Below are 22060 nucleotides of genomic sequence, written 5' to 3'. Positions count from 1 at the left end.
GCCTGCGCACAGCAAGGACCGGTGGTGCTACGCAGCGCATCGGCGTGTGAACATCCGAACTGGCGTAACACCGGCGAGACGCTGACGAATGACACTCGGCAGCCCCGGCCACGATTCGGCGTGTAGTATTGGCGTTTGCCCGCTGCGCCACAAGCGCGAAACTACGCAGGCCCGCTACGTGCTATTACGTAGCGAAGCCCCGCGAAACGCGGCATTGCAGCTTTCCGAATGCCATGAATCTCCGACAGAAATTTTTCGTCCTGGCACTGTTGCCGGTCGCCCTGGCGATGGTCGCCATCGCGCTGGCCGTGCGACACCAAGGCAACGAGCTTTCGAGCGCGCAGCACGACGCTGTGCAAACCACATCGCTGGCCAACAAGCGGGCGGAGCTGCTGCATTACGTCGGCCTTGCGCGCAAGGCCATCGAGCCGCTGTACGACGGCCCCGACACGCCCGCCGCCCGCGAGGCGGCCCTCGCCATCCTTGCCCGCCTGGAGTTCGGCAAGGACGGCTACTTTTTCGTCTACGATCTCGAAGGCCGCAGCCTGATGCACCCGCGCCAACCCGAGCTCGTCGGCCACAATCTCTGGTCGCTCAAGGATGCGTCGGGCGCGCCCACGATCCAGCGCCTGATCGCGGCGGCGCGCGCCGGCGGCGGCTACGTGCAATATCCGTGGGAAAAGCCGTCCCTGCACCAGATGGCGCCAAAGCTCGGCTACGTCGTCGCCCTGCCCCGCTGGAACTGGATGATCGGCACCGGGATTTATCTCGACGACGTCGAAGCTACGCTGCGCGCGTCGGACGAGCGCGCGCAGGCGAACATCGATCGCACGCTGATCTGGATCACCCTCATCGCCTCGACATGCCTGGCGATCGTGGCCCTGTGCGGGCTCGTCGTGAACATCACCGAACTCAAGACCGCCGATGCGAAGTTGCGCCAACTGGCACGTCAGGTGGTGGAATCGCAGGAAGTCGAGCGCGCGCGCATTTCGCGCGAACTGCACGATGGCATCAGCCAATTGCTGGTGTCGGTCAAGCTGCTGCTCGAGTCGGCGTCGATGCGTTTGCCGGGCTCGCCCGCCGCCGCCAGCACCGCGCTGGGCGTGGCCATCGAGCGGTTGAACGGCACGCTTGGGGAAGTACGACGTATTTCGCAGGCGCTGCGCCCGGCCATGCTCGACGATCTCGGTCTGGCCGCGGCCATCGACCAGCTCGCACGGGAGTTCGGCTCGCATGCGAATCTGCCTGTCGAGATGCAAGTCGAAGGCGACGCCCCCGTGCTGGACGACAACATCAAAACAATGCTCTATCGCATCGCGCAGGAAGCGCTGACCAACATCGAACGCCATGCGCACGCGTCGCGCGTTTCGATCCTGCTGATGTTCAAACCCGACGGCATTCACCTGTCGATTGCTGACGACGGCTGCGGATTCGACGTGACCGACGTGCATCACAATCCCAGCCATGGCATCGGCCTGCGCAATATGCGCGAGCGGCTCGATGCCGTCGGCGGCGTTCTCGGCATTCAGTCGTGGCCGGGTCTTACCACCATCAGCGCGTGGGTGCCCCTCACGCCCGCCGCCGCGAAAGCGGCGCTTCGTACAGCCTCACGCCCATGACGCAAGCGCATCCCATTCGACTGCTCCTGATCGACGATCACCCGCTCGTGCGCGATGGACTGCGCGCACGCTTCGACGCCTCGCCCAACCTGCAGGTCGTCGGTGAGGCGGGCAATGCACAGGAAGCGCTCACGCGGGCGAAGACATCGTCGCCGGATCTGGCGCTGATGGACATCAGCATGCGCGGCACGAACGGCATTGAACTGACGGCCCAGTTTCGCGAGCAGTTCCCCCACATCGCCGTGCTGATCCTCTCGATGCATGACAACGCCGAATATGTGCGTCAGGCCGTCCGCGCCGGCGCACGCGGCTACGTGCTCAAGGACGCCCCCGCCCACGAGATCGTGACCGCCATCGAACGCGTGGCGCGCGGCGATTCGTACTACAGCGCCGCCATTGCCGCGCGCGTGGTGCAGGCCTCGACGTCGCACGCGCCCATCGATACGCTTACACCTCGCGAACGCGAAATCCTCTCGCGGATCGCGCGCGGACTGGCAAACAAGCAAATTGCCACGGAAATGGATTTGTCGGTCCGCACCGTGGAGACGCACCGGCTCAACATCAAGCGCAAGCTCGGCATCGAAGGGCAGGCGGAGTTGATCAAGTTTGCGGTGGAGAATCGACTGTAGGTCGCGTGAGGGCGCCTGTCGAGCGCGCGGCGCGCGTGGGTCGGGTGACAGTACGGCGCTCACACCGACCGTGATCAGTGCACAAATGGGTTGTATACCTCCACGCCGGTATTGGAAAAATCCCTCACGTTGCGCGTGACCACGACGAGCCGATGCACCAGCGCAGTGGCAGCAATCAACTTGTCGATGGGGTGCTCGGAATGAGGCACGCGCAGACGTGCCCAAACGTTACAGATCGTCTGGTCCACCGGCAAAATCTCGCGCGCGTAATCGCGTTTCAGCTTTTCGAGCCATGCCTCGATCAGCACCGCCTGTCGCGCATCATTCCGGTGCCGAAGGACTTTCACACCACGCTGTAGTTCTCCCAGCGTGATGACCGAAAGAAAGCGCGGTGATTGATCACGATCGGTCCGACGGATAAAGCGCTGAACCCCTTCGTCACCGCCCCCGCATTTCCGACACTCGCTAATAACGTTCGTATCGAGTAAATACATCGGACACTCATTGCCTTAATTGATACGTTCAAAATCGCTGTCCAGTCCAACATTCGGCATGGCCAACAGTGCTTCCCCCAGCGAGCGAAACCCCGGAACCCGCGCCACGTTATCCAGAATCGTCAGCACTTCTTCCTCCGGGGTTCTCCCGTACATGGCCGCACGCGACCGGATCGATCGCATGAGCGGTTCGTCAATACCTTCGATCAACATCATGTGCATCAGCGCCTCCTGGGGTTCCGAATGGAAAAGTCGTTGTCCGAACAGAACAACAGGAGAAATGCTATCACCACAGTCCTATCGAAAACCGCCCGGACCCTTGCCTGGCAAGCCTTTCGGAAGTGTCACAAGGCAACAAAAATCCCACCGAAGTCTCCCTCGGTGGGATCGTTGTGCGCAGCCTTAACTTGACCCGTGATGCCGGCGTCTCGCAAGTTCAGCGCGCGATCATTCGATCATCGGACGAATCACGACTTCAGGCGACGCTCGATGTCGGTCTTCGTGTCGAGCAACGCTTGCGGCAGACGATGATTGAACGTGTCGAACAGTTCAGTGTGGAGCTTCAACTCCTCGTGCCAGGCGGCCGAGTCCATCGAGGTCACGTCGTCGAACTGCGACGGCGTGAACGACAGACCGTTCCAGTTCAGATCCTCGTAGCGCGGCGTGATGCCGAACGCATGCTCCACCCCTTGCGCGGTGCCGTCGATACGGCCGAGCATCCATGCCAGCACACGCATGTTCTCGCCGAAGCCCGGCCACACGAACTTGCCGTCCGCGCCCTTGCGGAACCAGTTCACGCAGTAGATCTTCGGCAACACGGCGCCAAGCTTGTCGAGGTGCGCGCCGGTATCGAGCCAGTGCTGGAAGTAGTCGCTCATGTTGTAGCCGCAGAACGGCAGCATGGCGAACGGATCGCGGCGCACCACCCCCTGCTGGCCCGCCGCCGCGGCCGTCGTCTCCGAGCCCATGGTCGCGGCCATGTACACGCCCTCGGTCCAGTCGCGCGCTTCTGTCACCAGCGGCACGGTCGTCGAGCGGCGGCCACCGAAAATGAACGCATCGATCGCCACCCCGGCCGGATTTTCCCAGTCGGCATCGATCGACGGACATTGCGATGCCGGCGCCGTGAACCGCGAATTCGGATGCGCCGCCTTGCGGCCCGTCTCCTTCGCGCTCTGCGGCGTCCAGTCCTTGCCCTGCCAGTCGATCAGATGCGCCGGCGGCGTGTCGGTCAGGCCTTCCCACCACACGTCGCCGTCGTCCGTCAACGCCACGTTGGTGAAGATGACGTTCTCACCGAGCGTCGCCAGCGCGTTCGGGTTGGTCTTCTCGCTCGTCCCCGGGGCCACGCCGAAGAAGCCGGCTTCCGGATTGATCGCGTACAGACGGCCATCGCGGCCCGGCTTGATCCAGGCGATGTCGTCGCCAATGGTCTCGACCTTCCAGCCGTCGAAGCCCTTCGGCGGGATCAGCATGGCAAAGTTGGTCTTGCCGCAGGCCGACGGGAACGCCGCCGCCACGTGATACTTCCTGCCCTCGGGCGACGTCACGCCGAGAATCAGCATATGTTCGGCGAGCCAGCCTTCGTCGCGGCCCATCTTCGAGGCGATGCGCAGCGCGAAACACTTCTTGCCCAGCAGCGCATTGCCGCCGTAGCCCGAACCATAGCTCCAGATTTCGCGGGTTTCCGGAAAATGCACGATGTACTTCGTGTTGTTGCACGGCCATGCCACGTCCTGCTCACCGGCGGCGAGCGGCTTGCCCACCGTATGAACGCACGGCACGAACTCGCCGTCGGCGCCCAGAACGTCATACACGGCACGGCCCATGCGCGTCATGATGCGCATGTTCACGGCCACATACGGTGTGTCGGACAATTCCACGCCGATATGGGCGATCGGTGAGCCGAGCGGGCCCATCGAGAACGGTACGACATACATCGTGCGGCCGCGCATGCAGCCCTGGAACAGGCCGTCGAGCGTCGTGCGCATTTCACGCGGATCGATCCAGTGATTGGTCGGGCCGGCGTCTTCGCGCGTTTCGCTGCAGATGAACGTGCGGTCTTCCACCCGCGCGACGTCCGACGGATCGGAGAGCGCGAGGAACGAGTTCGGGCGCTTGGCCGGGTTGAGCCGCTTCATCGTGCCGGCAGCCACCATCTGCTCGCACAGACGGTCGTATTCCTCCTGTGAGCCGTCGCACCAGACGACGCGCTCGGGCTGGGTAATCGCCGCGATGTGCGACACCCAGTCGATCAGCTTGCGATGACGCACCCAGGCGGGCAGATCACGGGTAGCGACATTGGACGAGGAGGAGGCGTTGAGCGCGCTTGCGCTCACACTGGCTTGCGTCATGGGGGTTGTCTCCATGCAGAGTCGGGAAATCGAGGCGGACGCCGGGCGTGCGTCGTGCAGGCACCTTGGATGGCCGGGCGACCCTTCCGGTTGGGGATACCGGAAGGGCAGGATAGCCCCGGCGATCGCCGTGTGCGCAGAACCTCAACGCGCACGCAGGCATGGGCCGCACGAAGTACGGAGCGTGTTGTGTGGCTTGCGACGCACGCAAGTCCACACGCGGGACAGCAGGGGGCAACACGCGCACCGATACGTGCGCATCAGGCGTCTCGCTCACCGGATCCGACTTGCTTTTGCGGGGTGGGTTCGATTTTTTGCCATCGTGTTGAGGCGGTTTCGCCATGGTTGCCAGGACACCTGCCATACTATGCAAAACGAGGCGTCAGCATACCACCGCGCAAATCGCGCCGGTGCTGCGTCGCAACAAGGCCGGCGCTGGGTGGCCCCGACAAACGCCGTCCCTGTGGTCGACCCGTTCGTCCGCCGGTCGCGGCGGCCTCAGACCCATGTTCCGCCCGCGCAGAGCGCTCGCCGTCCTGCGCCGATCCGATTACGTTTTGCCATGAAAATTGCCATTCTCGACGACTATCAGGACGCCGTTCGCAAGCTCGACTGCTTCTCCCTGCTGGCCGGTCACGACGTCAAGGTCTTCAACAACACGGTCAAGGGCGTCGGGCAACTCGCCGCCCGCGTCGGCGAAGCGGAAGTGCTCGTTCTGGTTCGCGAGCGCACCGCCATCACCGCCCAGCTCATCGACAAACTGCCGCGTCTGCGCATCATCAGCCAGACCGGGCGTGCCGGCGCGCACATCGACATCGACGCCTGCACCGCCCGCGGCGTGGCCGTGCTCGAGGGCATCGGCTCGCCGACCGCGCCGGCCGAACTCACCTGGGCACTGATCATGGCCGCCCAGCGCCGGATTCCTCAATATGTCTCCAGCCTCAAGCACGGTGCGTGGCAGCAGTCCGGTCTGAAATCGTCGAGCATGCCGGCGAATTTCGGGCTGGGTCAGGTGCTGCGCGGTCAGACACTCGGCCTCTGGGGCTACGGCAAGATCGGCCGACTCGTGGCGGGCTATGGTCGCGCGTTCGGCATGGAAGTGATGGTCTGGGGCCGCGAAGGATCGCGAGAAGCCGCGGCCGCCGATGGCTTGCGCGTGGCGAACAGCAAGGAAGAACTGTTCACGCAAAGCGACGTGCTGTCGTTGCACCTGCGCCTGAACGACGAGACGCGGCACCTCGTCAAACTCGACGACCTGCTGCACATGAAGCCCACGGCACTGTTCGTGAATACGAGCCGTGCGGAACTGGTCGAAGAGAACGCATTGATCACGGCACTCAATCGGGGCCGCCCCGGCATGGCCGCCATCGACGTCTTCGAGAGCGAGCCGATTCTGCAGGGCAACCCCCTGCTGCGACTGGAAAATTGCGTGTGCACGCCGCACATCGGCTACGTCGAGCGGGAAAGCTACGAGCTGTATTTCCGCGTGGCCTTCCAGAATATCGTCGATTTCCTGAACGGCGACCGCTCGCACGTCGCCAACCCGGCCGCGCTGCTCGGCTTCGGGCGCTGACATTTGCAGCGCCGGCGAGGCGCCTACGCCATCGCGTCCCGATGTCGCAGGAAAGTCTCGCCGTCCTGGCGACCCAGCGCGAAGGCCGGGCCCATCATGTCAGGGCGCGTGTAATCCCAACTCGAAATCGGCACGGGTACGGACGGCTGCACGTACAAGCGGTCCTGCCCGGCGTGATGTTGCGTAAAGATCTGCGGACGTGGATAGCGCCGCGTCACCAGCACCAGCACTCGCCCCGGCGTGGCGTCGAGCGCATCGACCGGTACGTTGTCGACCATGCCCCCGTCGAGCACAGGGCGACCGTCGCGCCGCAGAATTGGCGTGAACGGCGGCGTGCATGACGATTGCAGCATCAGATCGGCCAGATCCGCTGTCGTCCGGCAGTCCTGCGCGCGCACGAATTCGGGGGTAAAACCGAGCTGCCTCGCGAGCGTTGGATGCAACGTGCGGCGCACGTGCTTGTCAATGTTGTAAGCCACTAGCCCCGCCGCCGTCGCCATGCGTGGCCCCAGCCAGCGTGGGATGTGCGACAGGCCCACGCGAATCTCCGGCGCCGCGGCAAGTTTGTCGAGCTGGCCGTCATAGATGGCGAGCAGCGCTTGACGATAGATGCGGTAATGCGGAAACACCCGCTCACGGCGCACCAGATTGCCCCAATAGGCATTCTTGCGATTGCTCGCGAGCGCCTGCCGGTAGTAATCCATCACCCAGTCCGACGAGCGCATGTGCAGCATGCACGCCGTGGCCGCGCCGGCCGAAATACCGGTGATGATACGCGGGCGCAGCGGCATGTCGCGCGTCACGCGTTCCCAGAATCCCGCCTGCCACCAGCAACGGTTGCCGCCCCCGGCGAATACGATCTGATCGAACACTTGCCCTCCTCGGTACTATCGCGCGCGCCACGTCGACCGCCTCGCGCCCGTGTGCTCACAACAGCGCGTAAGTCGTCGTCGCATGCACGGCCATCTTGCCCGACGCGTCGAGAATTTCGATTTCGCCGAACACCAGGTTCTTGCCGCGACGCAGAATTCGCGCGATCACGCGCAGATCGCCATCGGTCACCGGGCGCATGAACTGCGTGTTGAGCGTGACGGTTGTCATCGGCTGGAAGCCGCCGAGCGCGGCCGAGAGGGCCACCACCATCGCCGTGTCGGCCACGGCCATGAACACCTGCCCGCAGATCACGCCACCGCCATGCCTGAATGCGGCATCGAACGGCAATGTGAGCTCGCTTTGTTCCGGTCCGGTCGCCTCGATCCGCAGATTCAATTGCCGCACCCACGGCGACACGAGTCCGTCGAGCATCTTCTGCACTTGCACCAGCTCCATCGTGAGCGTCCTCCGGTTTCGTTGAGACGCCGATGATAGCCCCAAAACAGAAGCGCCACCCCACCAGGGGTAGCGCTTGTGTCATCCGCCAGGGTCATGCGCCTCGGTCACGCGCGCGAATAGCCCTCAGCGGCCGCTCATCCATTCGTCTTGTCGTGACGAATCCGTCGGTTCTGATGATTCTCGCGGTGCTGCACGCCGACCTGCTCGCCCGCGCTCACGTGACCGTTTTTGCCTGCATGCGCTTCGGCGGCGTCGACATGCGCCTGCCCGCGCTCGAGGCTACCGGCCTGCTGGTTGGTCAACGTACCGGCGGCTTGTCCTTGCGCGATGCGCTTCTCCTGATTGACGTTGCGTTGCACGTCGGCCTGCATGCGCTCCGACGACGCCGATCCGGGATTCGCCGCCCGGTCGTTGTGCTTGAGCTGCTCGATCTTTGCGCTCTCGTTGTTCTGGGCGCGGGCAATGCGGGCCTTCTCGGCCGCCGTATCGCCGGTGTGATCGGCGTGCGCCTGCATCCGGTCGATCTTCGCCTCGCCCTTCTCGAGACGCGACGCTTCCTTCGTCGTCAACTGACCGCTCTTGAGGCCATTGTCGATGCGCTGCTGTTGCTTGACGTCGCGCGACGTCTCGGTCGTGGGCGTCTGGGCAAACGCCTGCGAGGCGAACACTCCGCCCAAGGCAAGGGTCGCGGCGCTCAGAATCACGGTTTTGCGGACGTTCATGATGGAATCCTTATTGGCTTTGCACTGCTTTGAGTTGGCCTGAACGCGCATGCGGTGATGCGTCTTCAGGAAACCGGCGGGGATCCGGGCCGTTGGCGGGATTGCCAGCGAATGACCGTGTCCTTATGCGGTTTAACGGCGCAGGCGAGCGCCGCGCCGACAGCCGGCGTGTAACCGGGCAGTCCGAAAAGTAACCACGTGTAATCGGCGCGCCTGTCGCGATTCGCGCTATGTCCCTGAAATCGATAGGACACCCGCAGACAGCGCCGTAACGATTTGATACAGTGGTGCCCATTTGGCCGGCACGCGGCGCTAGCGAGCGTGCCACTCCGTACCTGTCAGCCCCCTTACGCGAACTCGCGAGTCAAGAAGGAGCCTTCCCCATGCAGAGCACCAGAGACGATCTCGGCAAACTGATCTTGCGCCTTACCCTCGGCATCCTGCTGCTGTTTCACGGCGTCAGCAAGGTCATCAACGGGATCGGCTTCATCGAGGGCATGATCACTTCGCACGGCCTGCCGAGCTTTCTCGCCTACGGCGTCTATCTCGGCGAACTGCTCGCCCCGGTCCTGCTGATTCTCGGCGTTCTCACCCGTCTGGGTGGCCTGCTCGTCGTGGGCAATATGGTGATCGCGTTCTCGCTGGTGCACCTGAACCAACTCGGCGATCTCGCGAAGACCGGCGGCTGGTCGCTCGAACTGCAAGCCTTCTACTTGTTCACGGGCGTTTGCCTGATGCTCTTCGGTGCGGGCCGCTACAGCGTGTCGGGCGGTCGCGGCGCCTGGGACTGATCGAAGGACGAAGCGCGCCAGGCGTGCCCTTTTGCGCGCACTGTCGCACGCAGTTCGTGAACGGCCCGCCCTTGCCGGGTGTCGACAAGGGCGGGCCGAGTCGTTTCGGAATATTGCGAATCCCGGCGCTGGTAACGTCAGGTAATACACCGGTTGCACTTTGCAACGTGTTCGGTGCGGCGATGACTTACTCTGAAACTGCCAATTCCGGCAGTATCCACAGGGAGTCAACACCATGCGCAAACTGAAGATCGCCGCCGCGTCGGCCATCCTCGTCGCCACCTCGATGCTCGGCGTCGCTCATGCCGCCAATGCCGCCGATGCCGCGGCACCGGCCACGGCACCCCATGCCGCCGCGTACCACATGCGCGGCGAGCGCGGCCCGTGGGGGCTCGGCGACATGCACAAGCTGCACGATCAATTGAAACTCGACGCGCAGCAGGAACAAGCGTGGCAGCAGGCAGTGACCACGTCGAAGCAGAATCACGACGCCATGCGCAAGAATGGCGAACAGCTCCGGCAGATGATGGCGCAGACGAAGGATCAGAAGATCCTCGACCTGGCCGGCATGCGCGCCGCCCGCGAGAAGGCGTTCGACCAGAACCGTCAGCTTCGCAGCCAGACGGAAGATGCCTGGTTGAACGTGTACAACGGTCTGAACAACGACCAGAAGACGCTCGTGAGCACCACGATCAAGGCGCGCTGGGCCAAGATGAAGGCCTGGCACGACAAGGCAAGGCAACATCGCGGTCCGATGCACAGGAACGCCCCGGCCCCGCAACCGCCGGCCGGTCAAGCGCAGTAAGTCACATCGGTGCGAGTCCAGCGCCGCCGGGCACGATGGCCCGGCGCGCGCCGGCGCTCAGGTCTCGCTCCACAGGCGTAGCAGGTTGTGATAGCAGCCGACGAGCGAGCGCCGCGCGGTCTCGTCAGCGTCCGACGCGTTCAGACGCTGGATCGCGTTGTCCATGTCGAAGAGCAGCGTGCGCTGCGTGTCGTCCCGCACGAGACTCTGCACCCAGAAGAAGCACCCGACCCGCGTGCCGCGCGTGATCGGGTTCACGCGATGCAGGCTGGTCGCCGGATACAGCACCATGTCGCCTGCGGCCAATTTCACCTCGTGCGCCCCGTACTGATCCTCGATCACCAGTTCTCCGCCGTCGTACGCATCCGGCGACGCGAGAAAGAGCGTGGCGGAGATATCCGTGCGAATGCGCATGCCGCTGCCCGGCTGCAAACGAATCGCCCCGTCCACGTGGTAACCGAAGTGCATGCCTTCGCCGTAGCGGTTGAACATCGGCGCGTACACCTTGTTCGGCAATGCCGCGCTGATAAACACCGGATGGCGCTCCAGCGCACCGAGAATCACGTCGCCCAGTTCGCGAGCCACGGCCGAGCGCTCGTCGATCTGCTGGTTTTGTTTGACGGGCGCCCCCTGATAGCCCGCCGTGGCCAGGCCGTCGACCCATGCGTCGCCCGCGTTGTCGAGCGCTGCGCGAACCCAGCGCACCTGCTCGGCATTGAGGACATTCGGAATGCGTAGCAACATCGACGTGCGTCTCCGTCAGAACCGGTAAGTGCCCGTGAGCAGCGCCGTGCGCCCGATGCCCGGCGCAGCCCGTCCGCCGTCGGACGGCACCAGCGCGTCGAAGTAGGTCTTGTTGAACACGTTGAGCAGGTTGAGGCGAATGTCGTATTTCGGCTGATGGTAAGCGATCGTGGCGTCCCAGCGCGTGTAACCGCCCACGCGAATCAGATTCGTGTTCGCCGCATAGCGCATTGACATGTACTTCATGCCGCCGCCCACCTCCCAGTGACCGAGCGTATAGGTCGACCAGAGCGTCAGCGAATGTCGCGGCGTGTTGGCCAGCACATTGCCCTGCGTGCCGTCGTTCGCCTGCACCACTTCCGAGTTCAGGAACATATAGCCGCCCATCACCTGCCAGTTCGACGTGATACGGCCCGTGGCGCTCACCTGCGCACCGCGAATGCGCACCTTGCCTGCGTTCGTGTATTCGCCCGACGTGCCGGTCTGCGTGCGCGCATTGTCCTGCGTGACCTGGAACAGTGCGGTGTTGATCGCCAGATTGTCGTCGAACAGATTCCACTTGCTGCCGACTTCGAACGATTCGTTCGTCGCGGGCGGCAGGGCCTGCGTATTGTTGGTGACGGTGAGCGTTTCAAGCGACGGGTTGAACGACGTGCCATAGGAGAAGTAATACGACTGTGCCTCGCTTGGCTGATAGATCACGCCCGTGCGCACGCTCGTATGGTTGACCGTTTGCGTCGCGTAGCCCGGCGAACTGACAGTGTTCGAAAGCTGCGCCTTGAAGCGATCCCAGCGCAGGCCGCCCACAATCTTCCAGTGGCGGCTCAGCTCAACGGTATCGTTCGCGTAGAACGCGACCGTCTGTGCCGTTCCCTGCGCCAGGTTACCGGCGGTCGTCGTGACATTCGGCAGATTCGCGTAGTACGCCGTACTGCTGGCGGGAATCCAGCCGAGGAAGCCCGTCGACTGTCCAGCGCCGGTGCGCGAGTACGCCTGATTTTCATAGGTGTCCTGCCCGAACTCCGCGCCGGCGATCAGCGTGTGCTTGATCGGTCCGGTCGAGAACGTCTTCACGACGTCGGTCTGGTTGAACAGCGACGAGTCGGTGATCTTGCGATCGTGACTCTGCAACTGCACCCAGAGCTGATCGAGCGAATACGACGGAAGTCCCGCCGTCGGACGGGCCGGCAGCGACGTGAATCCCCCGGTGCCGTTGGCGATGCCCACGGCATGCGGCGACGTTTCGATGGCGTCGATCACATAGCGGCTGTATTGCGTCTGGTTCGTGATCTTCAGACTGTCGTCGACCCTGTGCTCGATCTTGGCCGAGAGGCTCATCACGTCCTGCACCGTGCGGTCGGTCGTCAGGCCGTAGAACTGTTGCTTCGAGACCGGCAGCGGACTGCCGTTGTAGCCCACGGTGCCGTAGTCCGCCATATCGCGGTTATGTTGGACGAGCGCGGAAAGCGTGATCTGTGTGGGCGTACCGATGCCAAGCTTGAGCGTGGGCGCAACGCCCCAATCCCGATTGTTCATGACGTCGCGCGTCGTATGAATATTTTGCGCAAAGCCGTTGATCCGGAACGCGGCAGTCTCCGAGAGCGGATGATTGAGGTCGAACGAGGTGCGGTACTGGTCGTTCGTGCCGAGCGTTCCGGAGACTTCGTTCAGCGGCTTGAGATTGGCCTGCTTGCTCACCTGGTTGATGACGCCACCGGTCGAACCCCGGCCGAACAGCATGGACGACGGGCCTTCGAGCACCTCGATGGCCTCGAGATCGAACGTATCGCGATAGTACTGGCCGCGATCGCGGAAGCCGTCGAGATAGATGTCGGTGCGTGCCGCGAAACCGCGCAGATTGATGTTGTTGCCGATCTGCCCGCCCTCCGCACCGCCAAGCGTAATGGCCGGCGAATTGCGCAGCGCATCTGCGAACGACGTGGCGCCCTGCGCCTGCATGACCGCCTTGTCGATCACGGTGACCGATTGCGGGATGTCGCGGATCGCCGTGGGCACCTTGCCGCCGACGGTCGAGATGTCGCGCTGGTAATCATCACGAATCGACGTGCCGGACACTTCGGTCTGCGGCAACGTGGCGGCCGGCGCCGCGCCTTGCGTCGTGGTCTGCGTCGTGCTTTGGGCCGTGCTCTGGGACGGCACGGCAACCGTGCTCTGTGCCAGGGTGGGCGAGGCGTAAGTGACGGCGAGCGGCGTGGCGAAGAGCGTCATCATTGCCACCGTCAGAGGCTTGCGTTGCATCATGATCGATCGGTTTCGAAAGGCGTCGTGGTCGGAATAAGGAGGGAGAACGCCGACGGGTCGCGCCGAGCCCCACGCTGACGTCTCATCCGCGGTCGCTGCCCTCGATATGGAGCGCGAATATAAATGAGAATGATTTACATTACAATCGCTTTACGACGACTGACGTAAATCTCCGACAGTCGTCTCGCGTCCGGCAGCACCTTGGCAGCACGACCGAACGCCCGATCGATCGCGGCGTGTGACCGCAGGGGCGGCGCGACGCCCGCAATGACATGTGAATTCCTCGGGTATTGCCGAAGAAATCGAGACTCGTGTTTATACTTTGGGCTGCAGTACTGAAAGCATTCGGCCGGAGCCCCCCCGGAACGGCCTTGACGTTTCGCCAGATTGCCGATGCGCCGGTCCCGATGGCAGCCCATGCCGCGCGCCGGATCCGTCGGTCGGGCTCGACGACATCTTGAATTCGCCGCACCGGTGCCACTCCCCTGGGGTGTGCGCCGGTGTTGCCTATTTGCCGTCCAGGGACAATGCAAGCCACCAGATCGCTCTACCTGCTGGGACCGATGCGGGTCGAACAAGGCAAACAGGCCTGCGCCGTGAAATACACGAAAGCGCGGGGCCTGTTGGCCTACCTCGCCCTGCAACCGGGCTTCCATACGCGCGGCGCACTCGCCGACCTGTTCTGGCCCGATGAAGATGGCCAGGGGGGCCGCGACAAGCTCAAGCGCATGCTCTTCCATCTGCGCGACACCCTCGGCGACGAACTCTTCGAATCCGACCGCCAGGTTGTGCGTCTGCGCCCCGAGACCGGCCTCTGGATCGACGCGCATGTCTTCGCGAGCATGATCGAGCAGGCGAATCGCACGCTCGACGCCGTGACGGGCCTGGATCTGGCCGCACACCTACAACATCTCGCCGACGCCGTCGCGCTCTACCAAGGCCCCTTCCTGCACGGACTGTCGGTACGCGACACCCCCGATCTCGAACAGTGGATCGAGCTTCAACGCGACGAATATCAGCGCCGCCGTGTCTTTGGCGAGCGGCTGCTCGCCGACGGTTACGCCCGTCTGGGCGATCTCGATCAGGCACTCGCGCACGCACGCCAGCTCGTCGCGCTCGCCCCGTTCGACGAATCGGGCTGGCACTGCCTGCTCGCGCTGCTACTGCGTGCCGGACGCCGCGACGAAGCCGAGACCGAATACCGCCGTCTGCGCGACATCCTCGACGAAGAACTCGGTGAGCTGCCCGGCGAGGCGCTCACCCAGTTGCTGGAGACGCCGCCCGCGCGCATGGAACAGCGCGCGACGGGCCCGGAGCGCCGCCAACTGACGGTCGTGGCCATCGAACTCGCGCCGAACGGCATCGACGATCCTGACCAGCTCGTGGGCACGATGCGCCCGCCGCTCGTGCAGTGCGAGACGATCCTGCGCCAGTCGTGGGGCTACACGGTGCGCACGCCGACAGGCGGCCTGCTCGGCTATTTCGGCTATCCCACCGCCCTCGAAGGCGCCGGACGGCATGCCGTCGAAGCCGCCATGCGCTGCGTGCAGGCAAGCTCCGCGCGCGTCGGCATCGGTGTGGGCATTCACACCGGGCTGGTCATCAGCTCGGTGGCGGACGACAGCCCCGACACTGGCGGACGCGTCTCGCGCTCGGCCACGCAGCTTGCCGACATGGCGCTGCCCGGCGAAGTGTTGATCTGCGACGCCACGCAACGTCTCATTGGCGTGGCCATCCCCACCACGTCGCACGGCAGCGTGCGCGAGCGCCACGCCCATCGCGAGATTCCCGTGTTTCGCGTCAATCCCGACCCGACGCCGGAACGCCGTTCGCGCCGTCGCGCGGCGATGCTCTTCGGCCGCGATGCCACCCTGGCGGAACTCACCGCCGCACACACGGCCATGCGCGACGCCAGCGCCGGACACGGCGTGCTGGCACTCGTGATCGGCGAAGCCGGTATCGGCAAATCGGCGCTGGTGCGGCATTTCGTGGAAACGCGCGGCCTGCGCGCGATCGAACTGGCCTGCGCGCCGGACGGCGCCGGCACGCCCTTTCACCCGATCGCGCGCTGGCTGCGCGCGCGATCCGTCGACGACGCTGCGGAACTCCCACAACCCGCCCTGCTGGCTCATCGCCGTCTGTGCGCCCTGTTTGACCGGCATGCCGACGCCAACGTGCCGCACGCGTGGAAACAGGCGGTACTCGACGAGACGCCCGCCCTGCTCTCCGCCCTGCTGCCCGATGGCGGCGTGCTGGTGCTCGACGATGCCCACTGGGCCGACCCATCCACGCTGGAATGGCTCGCGCTCGTGGCGGAAAATCCGCCGCGCGGCCGCCTGTTGATGGTGTGCGCCCGGCCCGAATTCGAGCAACCGTGGCGTCATCACGTGGGCATGCGCCGGATCGACCTGGCACCGCTCGACGCTGGCGCCGCCGCGTCGATCGTGCGCGCGGCGACCCCGCGCGTGGCCCTGCCCGCCGCCCTGCGCGAGCGCATCGTGCATCTGGCCGAGGGCGTGCCGCTGTTCCTGCAAGAGCTGGCGCGGGCCACGGCGGCCCAACAGGGCGCCCGCACCGCCGCCGGCGCCATGCCCATGCCCGCGAGCCTTCAGGAACTGATGATGGCGCGTATCGACGCGGCGGGCAGCGCCAAGCCGGTCGCCCACTTCGCCTCGTGTCTCGGCCCGGCATTTCAGGCCGATCTGCTCGCCGCCGCGAGCGGACGTTCGATGGCGCTCGTCGAGCGCGCGCTCGACACGCTCGTCGCCTGCGCACTGGTGCAGCGACAGGACAATGGCCGCTACGTCTTCCGCCACGCGCTGCTGCACAAGGCCGCTTACGACGCGCAGCCGCAGGAACGCCGTCAGGACGCGCACCGCCGAATCGCGCTCGCCATGCGCGAGCACGCCGCCGCCGCGCAGACCGAACCCGAAGTGCTCGCCTGGCATTTCCGTCAGGCCGACGAACCGGACGCCGCCATCGAGCACTACCGTCTCGCGGGCGAATATGCGACCGGGCGCCAGGCGTTCCGCGAAGCGTGCGCGCACTACCAGAGCGCGCTCGACGTGCTGCGTCAGACCGGCACCGGTGCTCAGACCGCGCAGCGCGAGCTGCAACTGCGCATGGCGCTCGGCGTGCCGCTCGTCTCGCTGCACGGCTATGGCTCGGAGCCGGCGCGCCACAACTTCGAGACGGCCCTCGCGCTCGCGCAGCCAATGGGCGACGACGTCGCGCTGTTCCCGGTCTTCTGGGGACTGTGGCTCGGATCGAGCTCCTGGAGCGGCTTCGAGCGCAGCATCGAACTCGCGCGCAAGCTCATCCTCATCGCGGAACAGGCCGGTGCCGCACCGTTGCTAGCCCATGCTTACTACGCGCTGGGCAACAGCCTGTGCTGCCACGGCGACTTCGGCGGCGCGGTCACGGCGCTGGAAAGCAGCCTGGCCCACTATCGTCCCGAGCACGCCGACACCGGCCTGGGCGAAGACGCTCGCATCACCGCACTCTCGTTCCTCTCGTGGGCGTACTGGTTCGTCGGACGGCACGACGCGTCGCTCGCGGCCAGCGAAGCGGCGCTGGCGATGGGGCGTCAACAAGGCCGCCGCTATTCCTTTTCGTTCGCACTGGTGTTTGCCGCGATGCTGCGACGCCTGCGTCGCGAGGTCGCCTCCGCCGAAGCGCTGGCGAGCGAGGCCATCGAAGTCTCGTCGGAGACCGGCGTGGCGCTCTGGGCACTCGCCGGACAGACGATTCGCGGCTGGGCGCTCGCCTCACGCGGCGACGTGAGCGGCCTCGAGCGCATTACCGACAGCGTAGGACGCCTAAGCGAAATCATGGGCGGCGTCGAGGGCATCTTCTTCGGGCTGCTCGTGGAAGCGTGTGCCGGCACGGGCGACATTGCGCTCGGACTGCATGCGGCCGAACGCGGCACCCATGTGACCGCGCGCCGCAGCGACGCCCATTGGCAAGCGGAATTCCTGCGCCAGAAGGGGAGTTTTCTGCGCGCAGGTCATCATCCCGACGACGCCGTGCGCCCGTGGCTCGAGCATGCACTGCAGATCGCGCAGGCGCAGGCGTCGCCAATGCTCACCCTGCGCGCATCCGTCAGTCTGTTGCGCCTGGGCGGAGGCAACGCGCCGGGCGATGCCGAGTACGTGGCCGTGCTGCGTGCAGCGCTCGACGCACTGCAAGGCGGCGAGACCCTTGCCGACGTGCAGGAAGCGCGTGCGGTGATCGCCGACGTTTTCGCGCGCAGGCCCGTCCTGCGCACCGCCCGCTACGGTAGCTGATCGGGCACGGGCAAGCGAATAGCGGCTATCAGGCGCGACGTATGTCCGTGCGGGGCCCGGCCGCTATATTGCGGCGACCGGTGCCCCCACGCCCAACCACCGAACCGACATGTCTCTCGACTCCATGCGCGCGCCCGCCGGCGCCTCGCCAGACACTCGCCTCACCGCCAGCGGTGCACCGCCCGCTTCGGTGAGTCCCCTGCCTCCCCTCCCGCTCGCGCACGTCGCACCCGGGGCGCCTGACGCGTTGGTATCGCGGGAGGTGGTCGTCTCCGGCTGCGTCAAGCGTCGTTACTCCTTCGATCTCTGCGCGCTGATGCGCCTGCCGACGCAACTGACCGGGCCGCTCGACGTCGTCTGCCTGTCAGGCAGAATGGTGCGCTGCGCGAGCGAATACAAAGGCGTCAGGCTGAGCGCACTGCTCGACATCGCGCAACTGCGCCTGCCGCACGCACGCGACTTCACGCGAGCCTTCGTATTGGCGCAGGGTGCCGACGGCTACACCGTCATGTTCTCGTGGCACGAGCTGTACAACACGCCGGTAGGCATCGGCGCACTCGTGGTCTATGAACGCGACGGACAGCCGCTTGACGATGACGAAGGCGGCATTGGCCTAATCTCAACGAGCGATTTTCGCGTGGCGCTACGCCAGGTACGTGCACTCAAGCGGCTCTCCGTCCATTTGGCCGATTCCCCACCCCGTTGACGCGCCCCGCGCCGAGTGTGAGCCGCTTACACTGGCGGCACTTTACCCACGGTCACGCGAACGATGACACCCCCTCACCACACACTAGTCGCGACGCACGCGAACGCCGCCGGCCGCTGGCGGATGCCGCCCGAGTGGCATCCGCATGCCGCCTGCTGGATGGCGTGGCCGAGCCACACGGTCATGTCGGGCGCCCGCCGGCATGAGGTCGTCGGCGAGCTGGGACGCATGGCCCACGCGATCGCGCACTTCGAGCCGTTGCATGTGGCGGTCGATCCGCATCATCTCGACGAAGCACGCAGCCTCCTGCCGGCCAGCGCCACACTTCACCCAATGCCCGTCGACGATCACTGGATGCGCGACACCGGCCCTACCTTCGTGCTCGACGACGCCGGGGCGCTACACGCGCTGCGCTGGAACTTCAACGGTTGGGGACAGAAGATCCGGCCGATGCCGGACGCCGATCCGAAGCTCGCGAAACGCGTCGCGCTGGCGCTCGACGTGGCCACGACGTCGATGCCGCTCGTGGCCGAGGGCGGGTCGTGGCATGTGGATGGCGAGGGCACGCTGATCGTGACGCAGACGTCGGTGCTCAATCCGAATCGCAACCCCGGCCTGACGCGTCGTGAGGCGGAAGACGTGTTCCGTCATTGGCTGGGCGTGACGCACGTCGTGTGGTTGCCCGGCTCGCGGCTGGACACCATCACCGATGGTCACGTCGACGGCATCGCGAGCTTCGTGCGGCCCGGCATGTTGCTCGCCACCGGAGCCGACGGTAATGACGAATGGGCGCGTGAGGCGAGGGAAAACCTGCGAGCGCTGCGCCTGGCGCGCGATGCCCGCGGGCGGCCCTTCGAGATCGGCCTGCTGCCCTGCATCGACTTCGACGCGCTGCCCGCCGCCGTCGCGGACGATCCCGACTTCGCGCCGGAGTATGTGAATTTCTATTTGCCAAACGGTGGCGTAGTGATGGCGTCGTTCGGCGATCCGGCGGCGGACGCGCAGGCGCGCGACATCGTGCAGCAGGCGTTCCCCGACCGACGCATCGCGCAGGTGCCGCTGCGTGGCATTGCGCGGCGCGGTGGCGGGATTCACTGCTGCACGCAACAACAACCGGCGCCGATCTCGCCCTGAGTTGTCGGCGCGCGCGACGCCCCGCGTCCGCCCCGGCCCGCCTTAACTCGACCCCGTACGACGTTTGCGCGCGGGCGCAGTCTTCGTCGCCGCTTCGGCCTTCGTGCCGGGGGTCTTCGGCTTTGCTGACGGCTTCCCGACGGCCTTCGTCGTCGGCTTCACGGCCGGCTTCACGACGGGCTTCGTCGCGGGCTTCGCCACACGCTTTCCGTCGCCCGCCGGCGCACGCGGCGCGTTCGTCGCGAGTTGCGAGCGCACGCGCTGCTGCATGTCGACGATGTCCGAATCGAGAATGAGACGACCGCGCAGTTTCCCGTTCATCCGCTTGATATAGGTACGCGCTTCCTGCATGTGAACCTGCATGAGTTCACGCACGCGCTGCGAATCCCCTGCGCGCGCCGCGTCGGTAATCCGACGATGGATATCGACGTTCGCCGTACCGAACTTCTCGTGCTCGCGCCGCGGCGTCTCGTTGCCGAACACAATCAGTTGGCGAATCATCTCGTTGACGAGTTCGCAGGTGAACCGCAGAAAGCTGTTGGGATTGGCCGCCGCGAGAATGTCGTGGAAGTCCATATCGGCCTGACGCTGGCGCAGCAATTCGCGCCGGTCGTGCGACGCTGGACTGCAACACGCCATGTTGTGTTCCAGCGCGTCGAAGTCGGCCTCGGTCAGATGCGGCACCGCACCCGCGGCCAGCTCCGGCTCAAGCAATTGGCGCACCGTGTAAATGTCGTCGATGCTCACTTCCTTGAAGAACAGGTAGTTCTGCATGAGCTGGAAGGTGCGATCGAGCGGCACCTCCACCACCATGCCGCCGCCCGACGGACCGGTGCTCACCTTGATGAGACCCTGCACTTCGAGCGACTTGAGCGCTTCGCGAATGGTGCTCTTCGACACCGCGAACATCTGCTGCAATTCCACTTCGCGCGGCAGACGATCGCCAGGCAGCAGGTTGCCTTCGGTTATCAGGCGCTTGATGGCTTCGGCGACCAGATCGCCACGTTTTTGTTGTTTGATTTCCAACGGCTCTCTCACCGTCTGCGCATCTCGTGCCATAAGGCGCCTCACAAGGGTCCGTTCACGTGGCTTGCCGGCTTGCGAACGTGTTCTACCGGCGGTGCCGGATGAGAATTTTTTCCGATTGACACCCCGAAATATTATACCTACGATCAAATTCATCCTATTTATCATAATAAATATGACGGATAGGGATAAGGCCCCGGACGTTGTCAGCTGTCACGCTCAGGTCGCTGCCGCAGATCGATTCTCGGATCGCCGGCCGGTCGGCGTGTGACGCGCTGCACGTTTGCACCCCATGAACGATTGCTCCCTTCCCTGGAGACCCAATTGAATCGTCGTGAACTGTTGAAGCTCGCCGCTGCGGCGTCTCTGCCTGCCTCCTTGATCTCCGCGCGCGATGTGTTCGCGCAAACCACCGGCGCCATCCAGTTGGCGTGTCCGGTACCGATGTCGGGGCCGTTCGCGGCCAACGGCAAGTTTGCCGATCTGGGCATGAAGCTCGTTGTCGAGCAGTACGCCAAGGTCGTTGGCCGACCGCTCGCCTATACCACCCTCGATACCGAAGGCAAGCCTGCCACGGCCATCCGTCGCGTGCAGGAAATCGCGCAGCAGAAGGGCGCGCGCTTCTTCGCGGGCGGCATTCTGTCGTCCGAAGCGCTCGCCATGGGTAAGGAAGTCGAGAAGGCCGGCGGCATATTCATCACCACGGCCGGCGCCGACGAAATCACGGGCAAGGACTGCAACAGCGCCACGTTCCGCTGGTCGGTGCCGACCTTCGGCGCCATCGAGCAAACGGTGCGCCCGCTCATCGAATCGATGCCCAAGGCCAAGCGCTGGTACACGATTACGCCGCAATACGTGTTCGGCGAAGGCTTGCTCACGGCCGCGAAGAACGTCTTCAAGGAAAAAGGCATCGAGCACGTTGGCAACAGCTACCACTCGCTGTCGGAGAAGGAGTTCTCGGGCTATCTCACCAACGCGGTCGCCGCCAAGCCCGACGTGCTGCTGCTCCTGAACTTCGGCTCGCAATCTTCCGACACGTTGCGTCAGGCCGTGAGCTTCGGCATGAAGAACAACTGTACGATCCTGATGGCGTGGGCCTCTGGCCTGGAGCAGTTCGAGACGCTCGGCGCCGATCTGTGCGACGGGGTGTACTTCGGTGCGCAGTACTGGCACGCGGTGGCCTCGCCGCTGAACCTCGATCTCGTCAAGCGCACGCAGGCACGCTTCAAGCAGAACCCGAACTACAGCCTCGCGGGCTCGTATATCTGCACGAAGCTCATGCTCGACGGCATGATCAAGGCCGGCAGCGCCGATCCGAAGGCCGTCATCGCCGCGATGGAAGGCATGAAGTACGACGGGCTCACCGGGCCGGAAGAGATCCGCAAGGGTGACCACCAGGTGCTCAAGAACTATTACCTGCTCAAGGGCAAGGCCAAGTCGAAAATGCGCAACGCCGACGATTTCGCCGACATTGTCAGCGCCGGGAAATCGTTCCTGCCGCTCGACAAGACCGAGTGCAAGCTGGCCTGAGCCGGTAGCGCAGCGCGCCGCCGCTGCGCGAACGCTCACGCCGTGTCGCTCGC

The 22060-nt window shown here is 64.9% G+C and carries 18 protein-coding genes; 9 read left to right on the top strand and 9 right to left on the bottom strand.

What is annotated here, in order from left to right:
* Positions 1–233: 233 nt before the first annotated feature.
* Together PCE31106_RS00400 and PCE31106_RS00395 are read left to right on the top strand one after the other, a co-directional pair.
* Positions 234–1619: a cache domain-containing protein gene (locus PCE31106_RS00400; RefSeq protein ID WP_150562012.1), complete on the top strand. Its 1386-nt coding sequence runs from the start codon at positions 234–236 to the stop codon at positions 1617–1619.
* Complete coding sequence (locus PCE31106_RS00395) at positions 1616–2248, top strand: response regulator transcription factor (RefSeq protein WP_150562011.1); 633 nt, start codon at positions 1616–1618, stop codon at positions 2246–2248. The genes PCE31106_RS00400 and PCE31106_RS00395 overlap by 4 nt, the downstream gene beginning before the upstream one ends.
* Positions 2249–2322: 74 nt before the next feature.
* Here PCE31106_RS00395 and PCE31106_RS00390 read toward each other — a convergent pair whose 3' ends face one another.
* The 3 genes from PCE31106_RS00390 to PCE31106_RS00380 form a co-directional block, all read right to left on the bottom strand.
* A complete protein-coding gene (locus tag PCE31106_RS00390; protein ID WP_150562010.1) occupies positions 2323–2742 on the bottom strand; it encodes a type II toxin-antitoxin system VapC family toxin in 420 nt (139 codons plus the stop codon).
* 15 nt (positions 2743–2757) lie between these two features.
* A complete protein-coding gene (locus PCE31106_RS00385; RefSeq protein ID WP_130024507.1) occupies positions 2758–2958 on the bottom strand; it encodes a DNA-binding protein in 201 nt (66 codons plus the stop codon).
* A gap of 251 nt (positions 2959–3209) precedes the next feature.
* Complete coding sequence (locus PCE31106_RS00380) at positions 3210–5096, bottom strand: phosphoenolpyruvate carboxykinase (GTP) (protein WP_254440868.1); 1887 nt, start codon at positions 5094–5096, stop codon at positions 3210–3212.
* A 562-nt stretch (positions 5097–5658) separates the two neighbouring features.
* On the opposite strand from PCE31106_RS00380, the gene PCE31106_RS00375 reads away from it, so the two are divergent.
* Positions 5659–6669 carry a D-2-hydroxyacid dehydrogenase family protein gene (locus PCE31106_RS00375; RefSeq protein WP_130024506.1) on the top strand — a complete coding sequence of 337 codons (1011 nt, stop codon included), beginning with the start codon at positions 5659–5661 and terminating at the stop codon, positions 6667–6669.
* Between the two features lie 23 nt (positions 6670–6692).
* On the opposite strand, the gene PCE31106_RS00370 is transcribed toward PCE31106_RS00375, so the two are convergent.
* From PCE31106_RS00370 to PCE31106_RS00360, 3 genes are all read right to left on the bottom strand, one after another.
* Positions 6693–7541 carry a patatin-like phospholipase family protein gene (locus tag PCE31106_RS00370; RefSeq protein WP_150562009.1) on the bottom strand — a complete coding sequence of 283 codons (849 nt, stop codon included), beginning with the start codon at positions 7539–7541 and terminating at the stop codon, positions 6693–6695.
* Positions 7542–7596: 55 nt separating this feature from the next.
* Positions 7597–7998, bottom strand: a complete 402-nt coding sequence (locus tag PCE31106_RS00365) for a PaaI family thioesterase (protein ID WP_017233800.1) — start codon at positions 7996–7998, stop codon at positions 7597–7599.
* 137 nt (positions 7999–8135) lie between these two features.
* Positions 8136–8723, bottom strand: coding sequence for a hypothetical protein (locus PCE31106_RS00360; RefSeq protein WP_026131926.1), 588 nt, complete (start codon positions 8721–8723; stop codon positions 8136–8138).
* Between the two features lie 383 nt (positions 8724–9106).
* Here PCE31106_RS00360 and PCE31106_RS00355 point away from each other — a divergent pair, with 383 nt between their 5' ends.
* Together PCE31106_RS00355 and PCE31106_RS00350 are read left to right on the top strand one after the other, a co-directional pair.
* A complete protein-coding gene (locus PCE31106_RS00355; protein ID WP_017233802.1) occupies positions 9107–9514 on the top strand; it encodes a DoxX family protein in 408 nt (135 codons plus the stop codon).
* Between the two features lie 235 nt (positions 9515–9749).
* On the top strand, positions 9750–10319 hold the full coding sequence (locus PCE31106_RS00350; protein WP_150562008.1) for a Spy/CpxP family protein refolding chaperone: 570 nt from the start codon (positions 9750–9752) through the stop codon (positions 10317–10319).
* Between the two features lie 57 nt (positions 10320–10376).
* Here the strand turns inward: PCE31106_RS00350 and PCE31106_RS00345 are convergent, their stop codons facing one another.
* On the bottom strand, positions 10377–11063 hold the full coding sequence (locus tag PCE31106_RS00345; RefSeq protein WP_150562007.1) for a Fe2+-dependent dioxygenase: 687 nt from the start codon (positions 11061–11063) through the stop codon (positions 10377–10379).
* Between the two features lie 15 nt (positions 11064–11078).
* A complete protein-coding gene (locus tag PCE31106_RS00340; RefSeq protein WP_150562006.1) occupies positions 11079–13325 on the bottom strand; it encodes a TonB-dependent receptor in 2247 nt (748 codons plus the stop codon).
* 527 nt (positions 13326–13852) lie between these two features.
* Between PCE31106_RS00340 and PCE31106_RS00335 the strand changes: the two genes are divergently transcribed.
* The 3 genes from PCE31106_RS00335 (at position 13853) to PCE31106_RS00325 (ending at position 19451) form a co-directional block, all read left to right on the top strand.
* Complete coding sequence (locus PCE31106_RS00335; protein ID WP_150562005.1) at positions 13853–17611, top strand: AfsR/SARP family transcriptional regulator; 3759 nt, start codon at positions 13853–13855, stop codon at positions 17609–17611.
* Positions 17612–17720: 109 nt separating this feature from the next.
* Positions 17721–18317 carry a molybdopterin-dependent oxidoreductase gene (locus PCE31106_RS00330; RefSeq protein WP_150562004.1) on the top strand — a complete coding sequence of 199 codons (597 nt, stop codon included), beginning with the start codon at positions 17721–17723 and terminating at the stop codon, positions 18315–18317.
* Positions 18318–18380: 63 nt separating this feature from the next.
* Complete coding sequence (locus PCE31106_RS00325) at positions 18381–19451, top strand: agmatine deiminase family protein (RefSeq protein ID WP_150562003.1); 1071 nt, start codon at positions 18381–18383, stop codon at positions 19449–19451.
* Between the two features lie 42 nt (positions 19452–19493).
* On the opposite strand, the gene PCE31106_RS00320 is transcribed toward PCE31106_RS00325, so the two are convergent.
* A complete protein-coding gene (locus PCE31106_RS00320) occupies positions 19494–20477 on the bottom strand; it encodes a FadR/GntR family transcriptional regulator (protein WP_437343778.1) in 984 nt (327 codons plus the stop codon).
* Positions 20478–20801: 324 nt separating this feature from the next.
* Here PCE31106_RS00320 and PCE31106_RS00315 point away from each other — a divergent pair, with 324 nt between their 5' ends.
* The gene (locus PCE31106_RS00315) at positions 20802–22007 is read left to right on the top strand and encodes an ABC transporter substrate-binding protein (RefSeq protein WP_150562001.1); all 1206 of its coding nucleotides are present in this window, start codon (positions 20802–20804) and stop codon (positions 22005–22007) included.
* The last annotated feature ends 53 nt before the right edge of the window (positions 22008–22060 follow it).

The sequence above is a fragment of the Pandoraea cepalis genome (assembly GCF_902459665.1).
Lineage (GTDB): Bacteria > Pseudomonadota > Gammaproteobacteria > Burkholderiales > Burkholderiaceae > Pandoraea > Pandoraea cepalis.
The sequence above is the reverse complement of the archived record's forward strand: the minus strand, read 5'-3'. Positions and strand labels throughout refer to the sequence as shown.

Bases quoted from the DNA above. Each gene is read 5' to 3' on its own strand.
- PCE31106_RS00355 (WP_017233802.1), top strand. From the start codon at position 9,107: ATGCAGAGCACCAGAGACGATCTCGGCAAACTGATCTTGCGCCTTACC.
- PCE31106_RS00400 (WP_150562012.1), top strand. From the start codon at position 234: ATGAATCTCCGACAGAAATTTTTCGTCCTGGCACTGTTGCCGGTCGCC.
- PCE31106_RS00325 (WP_150562003.1), top strand. From the start codon at position 18,381: ATGACACCCCCTCACCACACACTAGTCGCGACGCACGCGAACGCCGCC.
- PCE31106_RS00330 (WP_150562004.1), top strand. From the start codon at position 17,721: ATGTCTCTCGACTCCATGCGCGCGCCCGCCGGCGCCTCGCCAGACACT.
- PCE31106_RS00340 (WP_150562006.1), bottom strand. From the start codon at position 13,325: ATGATGCAACGCAAGCCTCTGACGGTGGCAATGATGACGCTCTTCGCC.
- PCE31106_RS00365 (WP_017233800.1), bottom strand. From the start codon at position 7,998: ATGGAGCTGGTGCAAGTGCAGAAGATGCTCGACGGACTCGTGTCGCCG.
- PCE31106_RS00360 (WP_026131926.1), bottom strand. From the start codon at position 8,723: ATGAACGTCCGCAAAACCGTGATTCTGAGCGCCGCGACCCTTGCCTTG.
- PCE31106_RS00385 (WP_130024507.1), bottom strand. From the start codon at position 2,958: ATGATGTTGATCGAAGGTATTGACGAACCGCTCATGCGATCGATCCGG.
- PCE31106_RS00380 (WP_254440868.1), bottom strand. From the start codon at position 5,096: ATGACGCAAGCCAGTGTGAGCGCAAGCGCGCTCAACGCCTCCTCCTCG.
- PCE31106_RS00395 (WP_150562011.1), top strand. From the start codon at position 1,616: ATGACGCAAGCGCATCCCATTCGACTGCTCCTGATCGACGATCACCCG.
- PCE31106_RS00350 (WP_150562008.1), top strand. From the start codon at position 9,750: ATGCGCAAACTGAAGATCGCCGCCGCGTCGGCCATCCTCGTCGCCACC.
- PCE31106_RS00335 (WP_150562005.1), top strand. From the start codon at position 13,853: ATGCAAGCCACCAGATCGCTCTACCTGCTGGGACCGATGCGGGTCGAA.
- PCE31106_RS00390 (WP_150562010.1), bottom strand. From the start codon at position 2,742: ATGTATTTACTCGATACGAACGTTATTAGCGAGTGTCGGAAATGCGGG.
- PCE31106_RS00345 (WP_150562007.1), bottom strand. From the start codon at position 11,063: ATGTTGCTACGCATTCCGAATGTCCTCAATGCCGAGCAGGTGCGCTGG.
- PCE31106_RS00375 (WP_130024506.1), top strand. From the start codon at position 5,659: ATGAAAATTGCCATTCTCGACGACTATCAGGACGCCGTTCGCAAGCTC.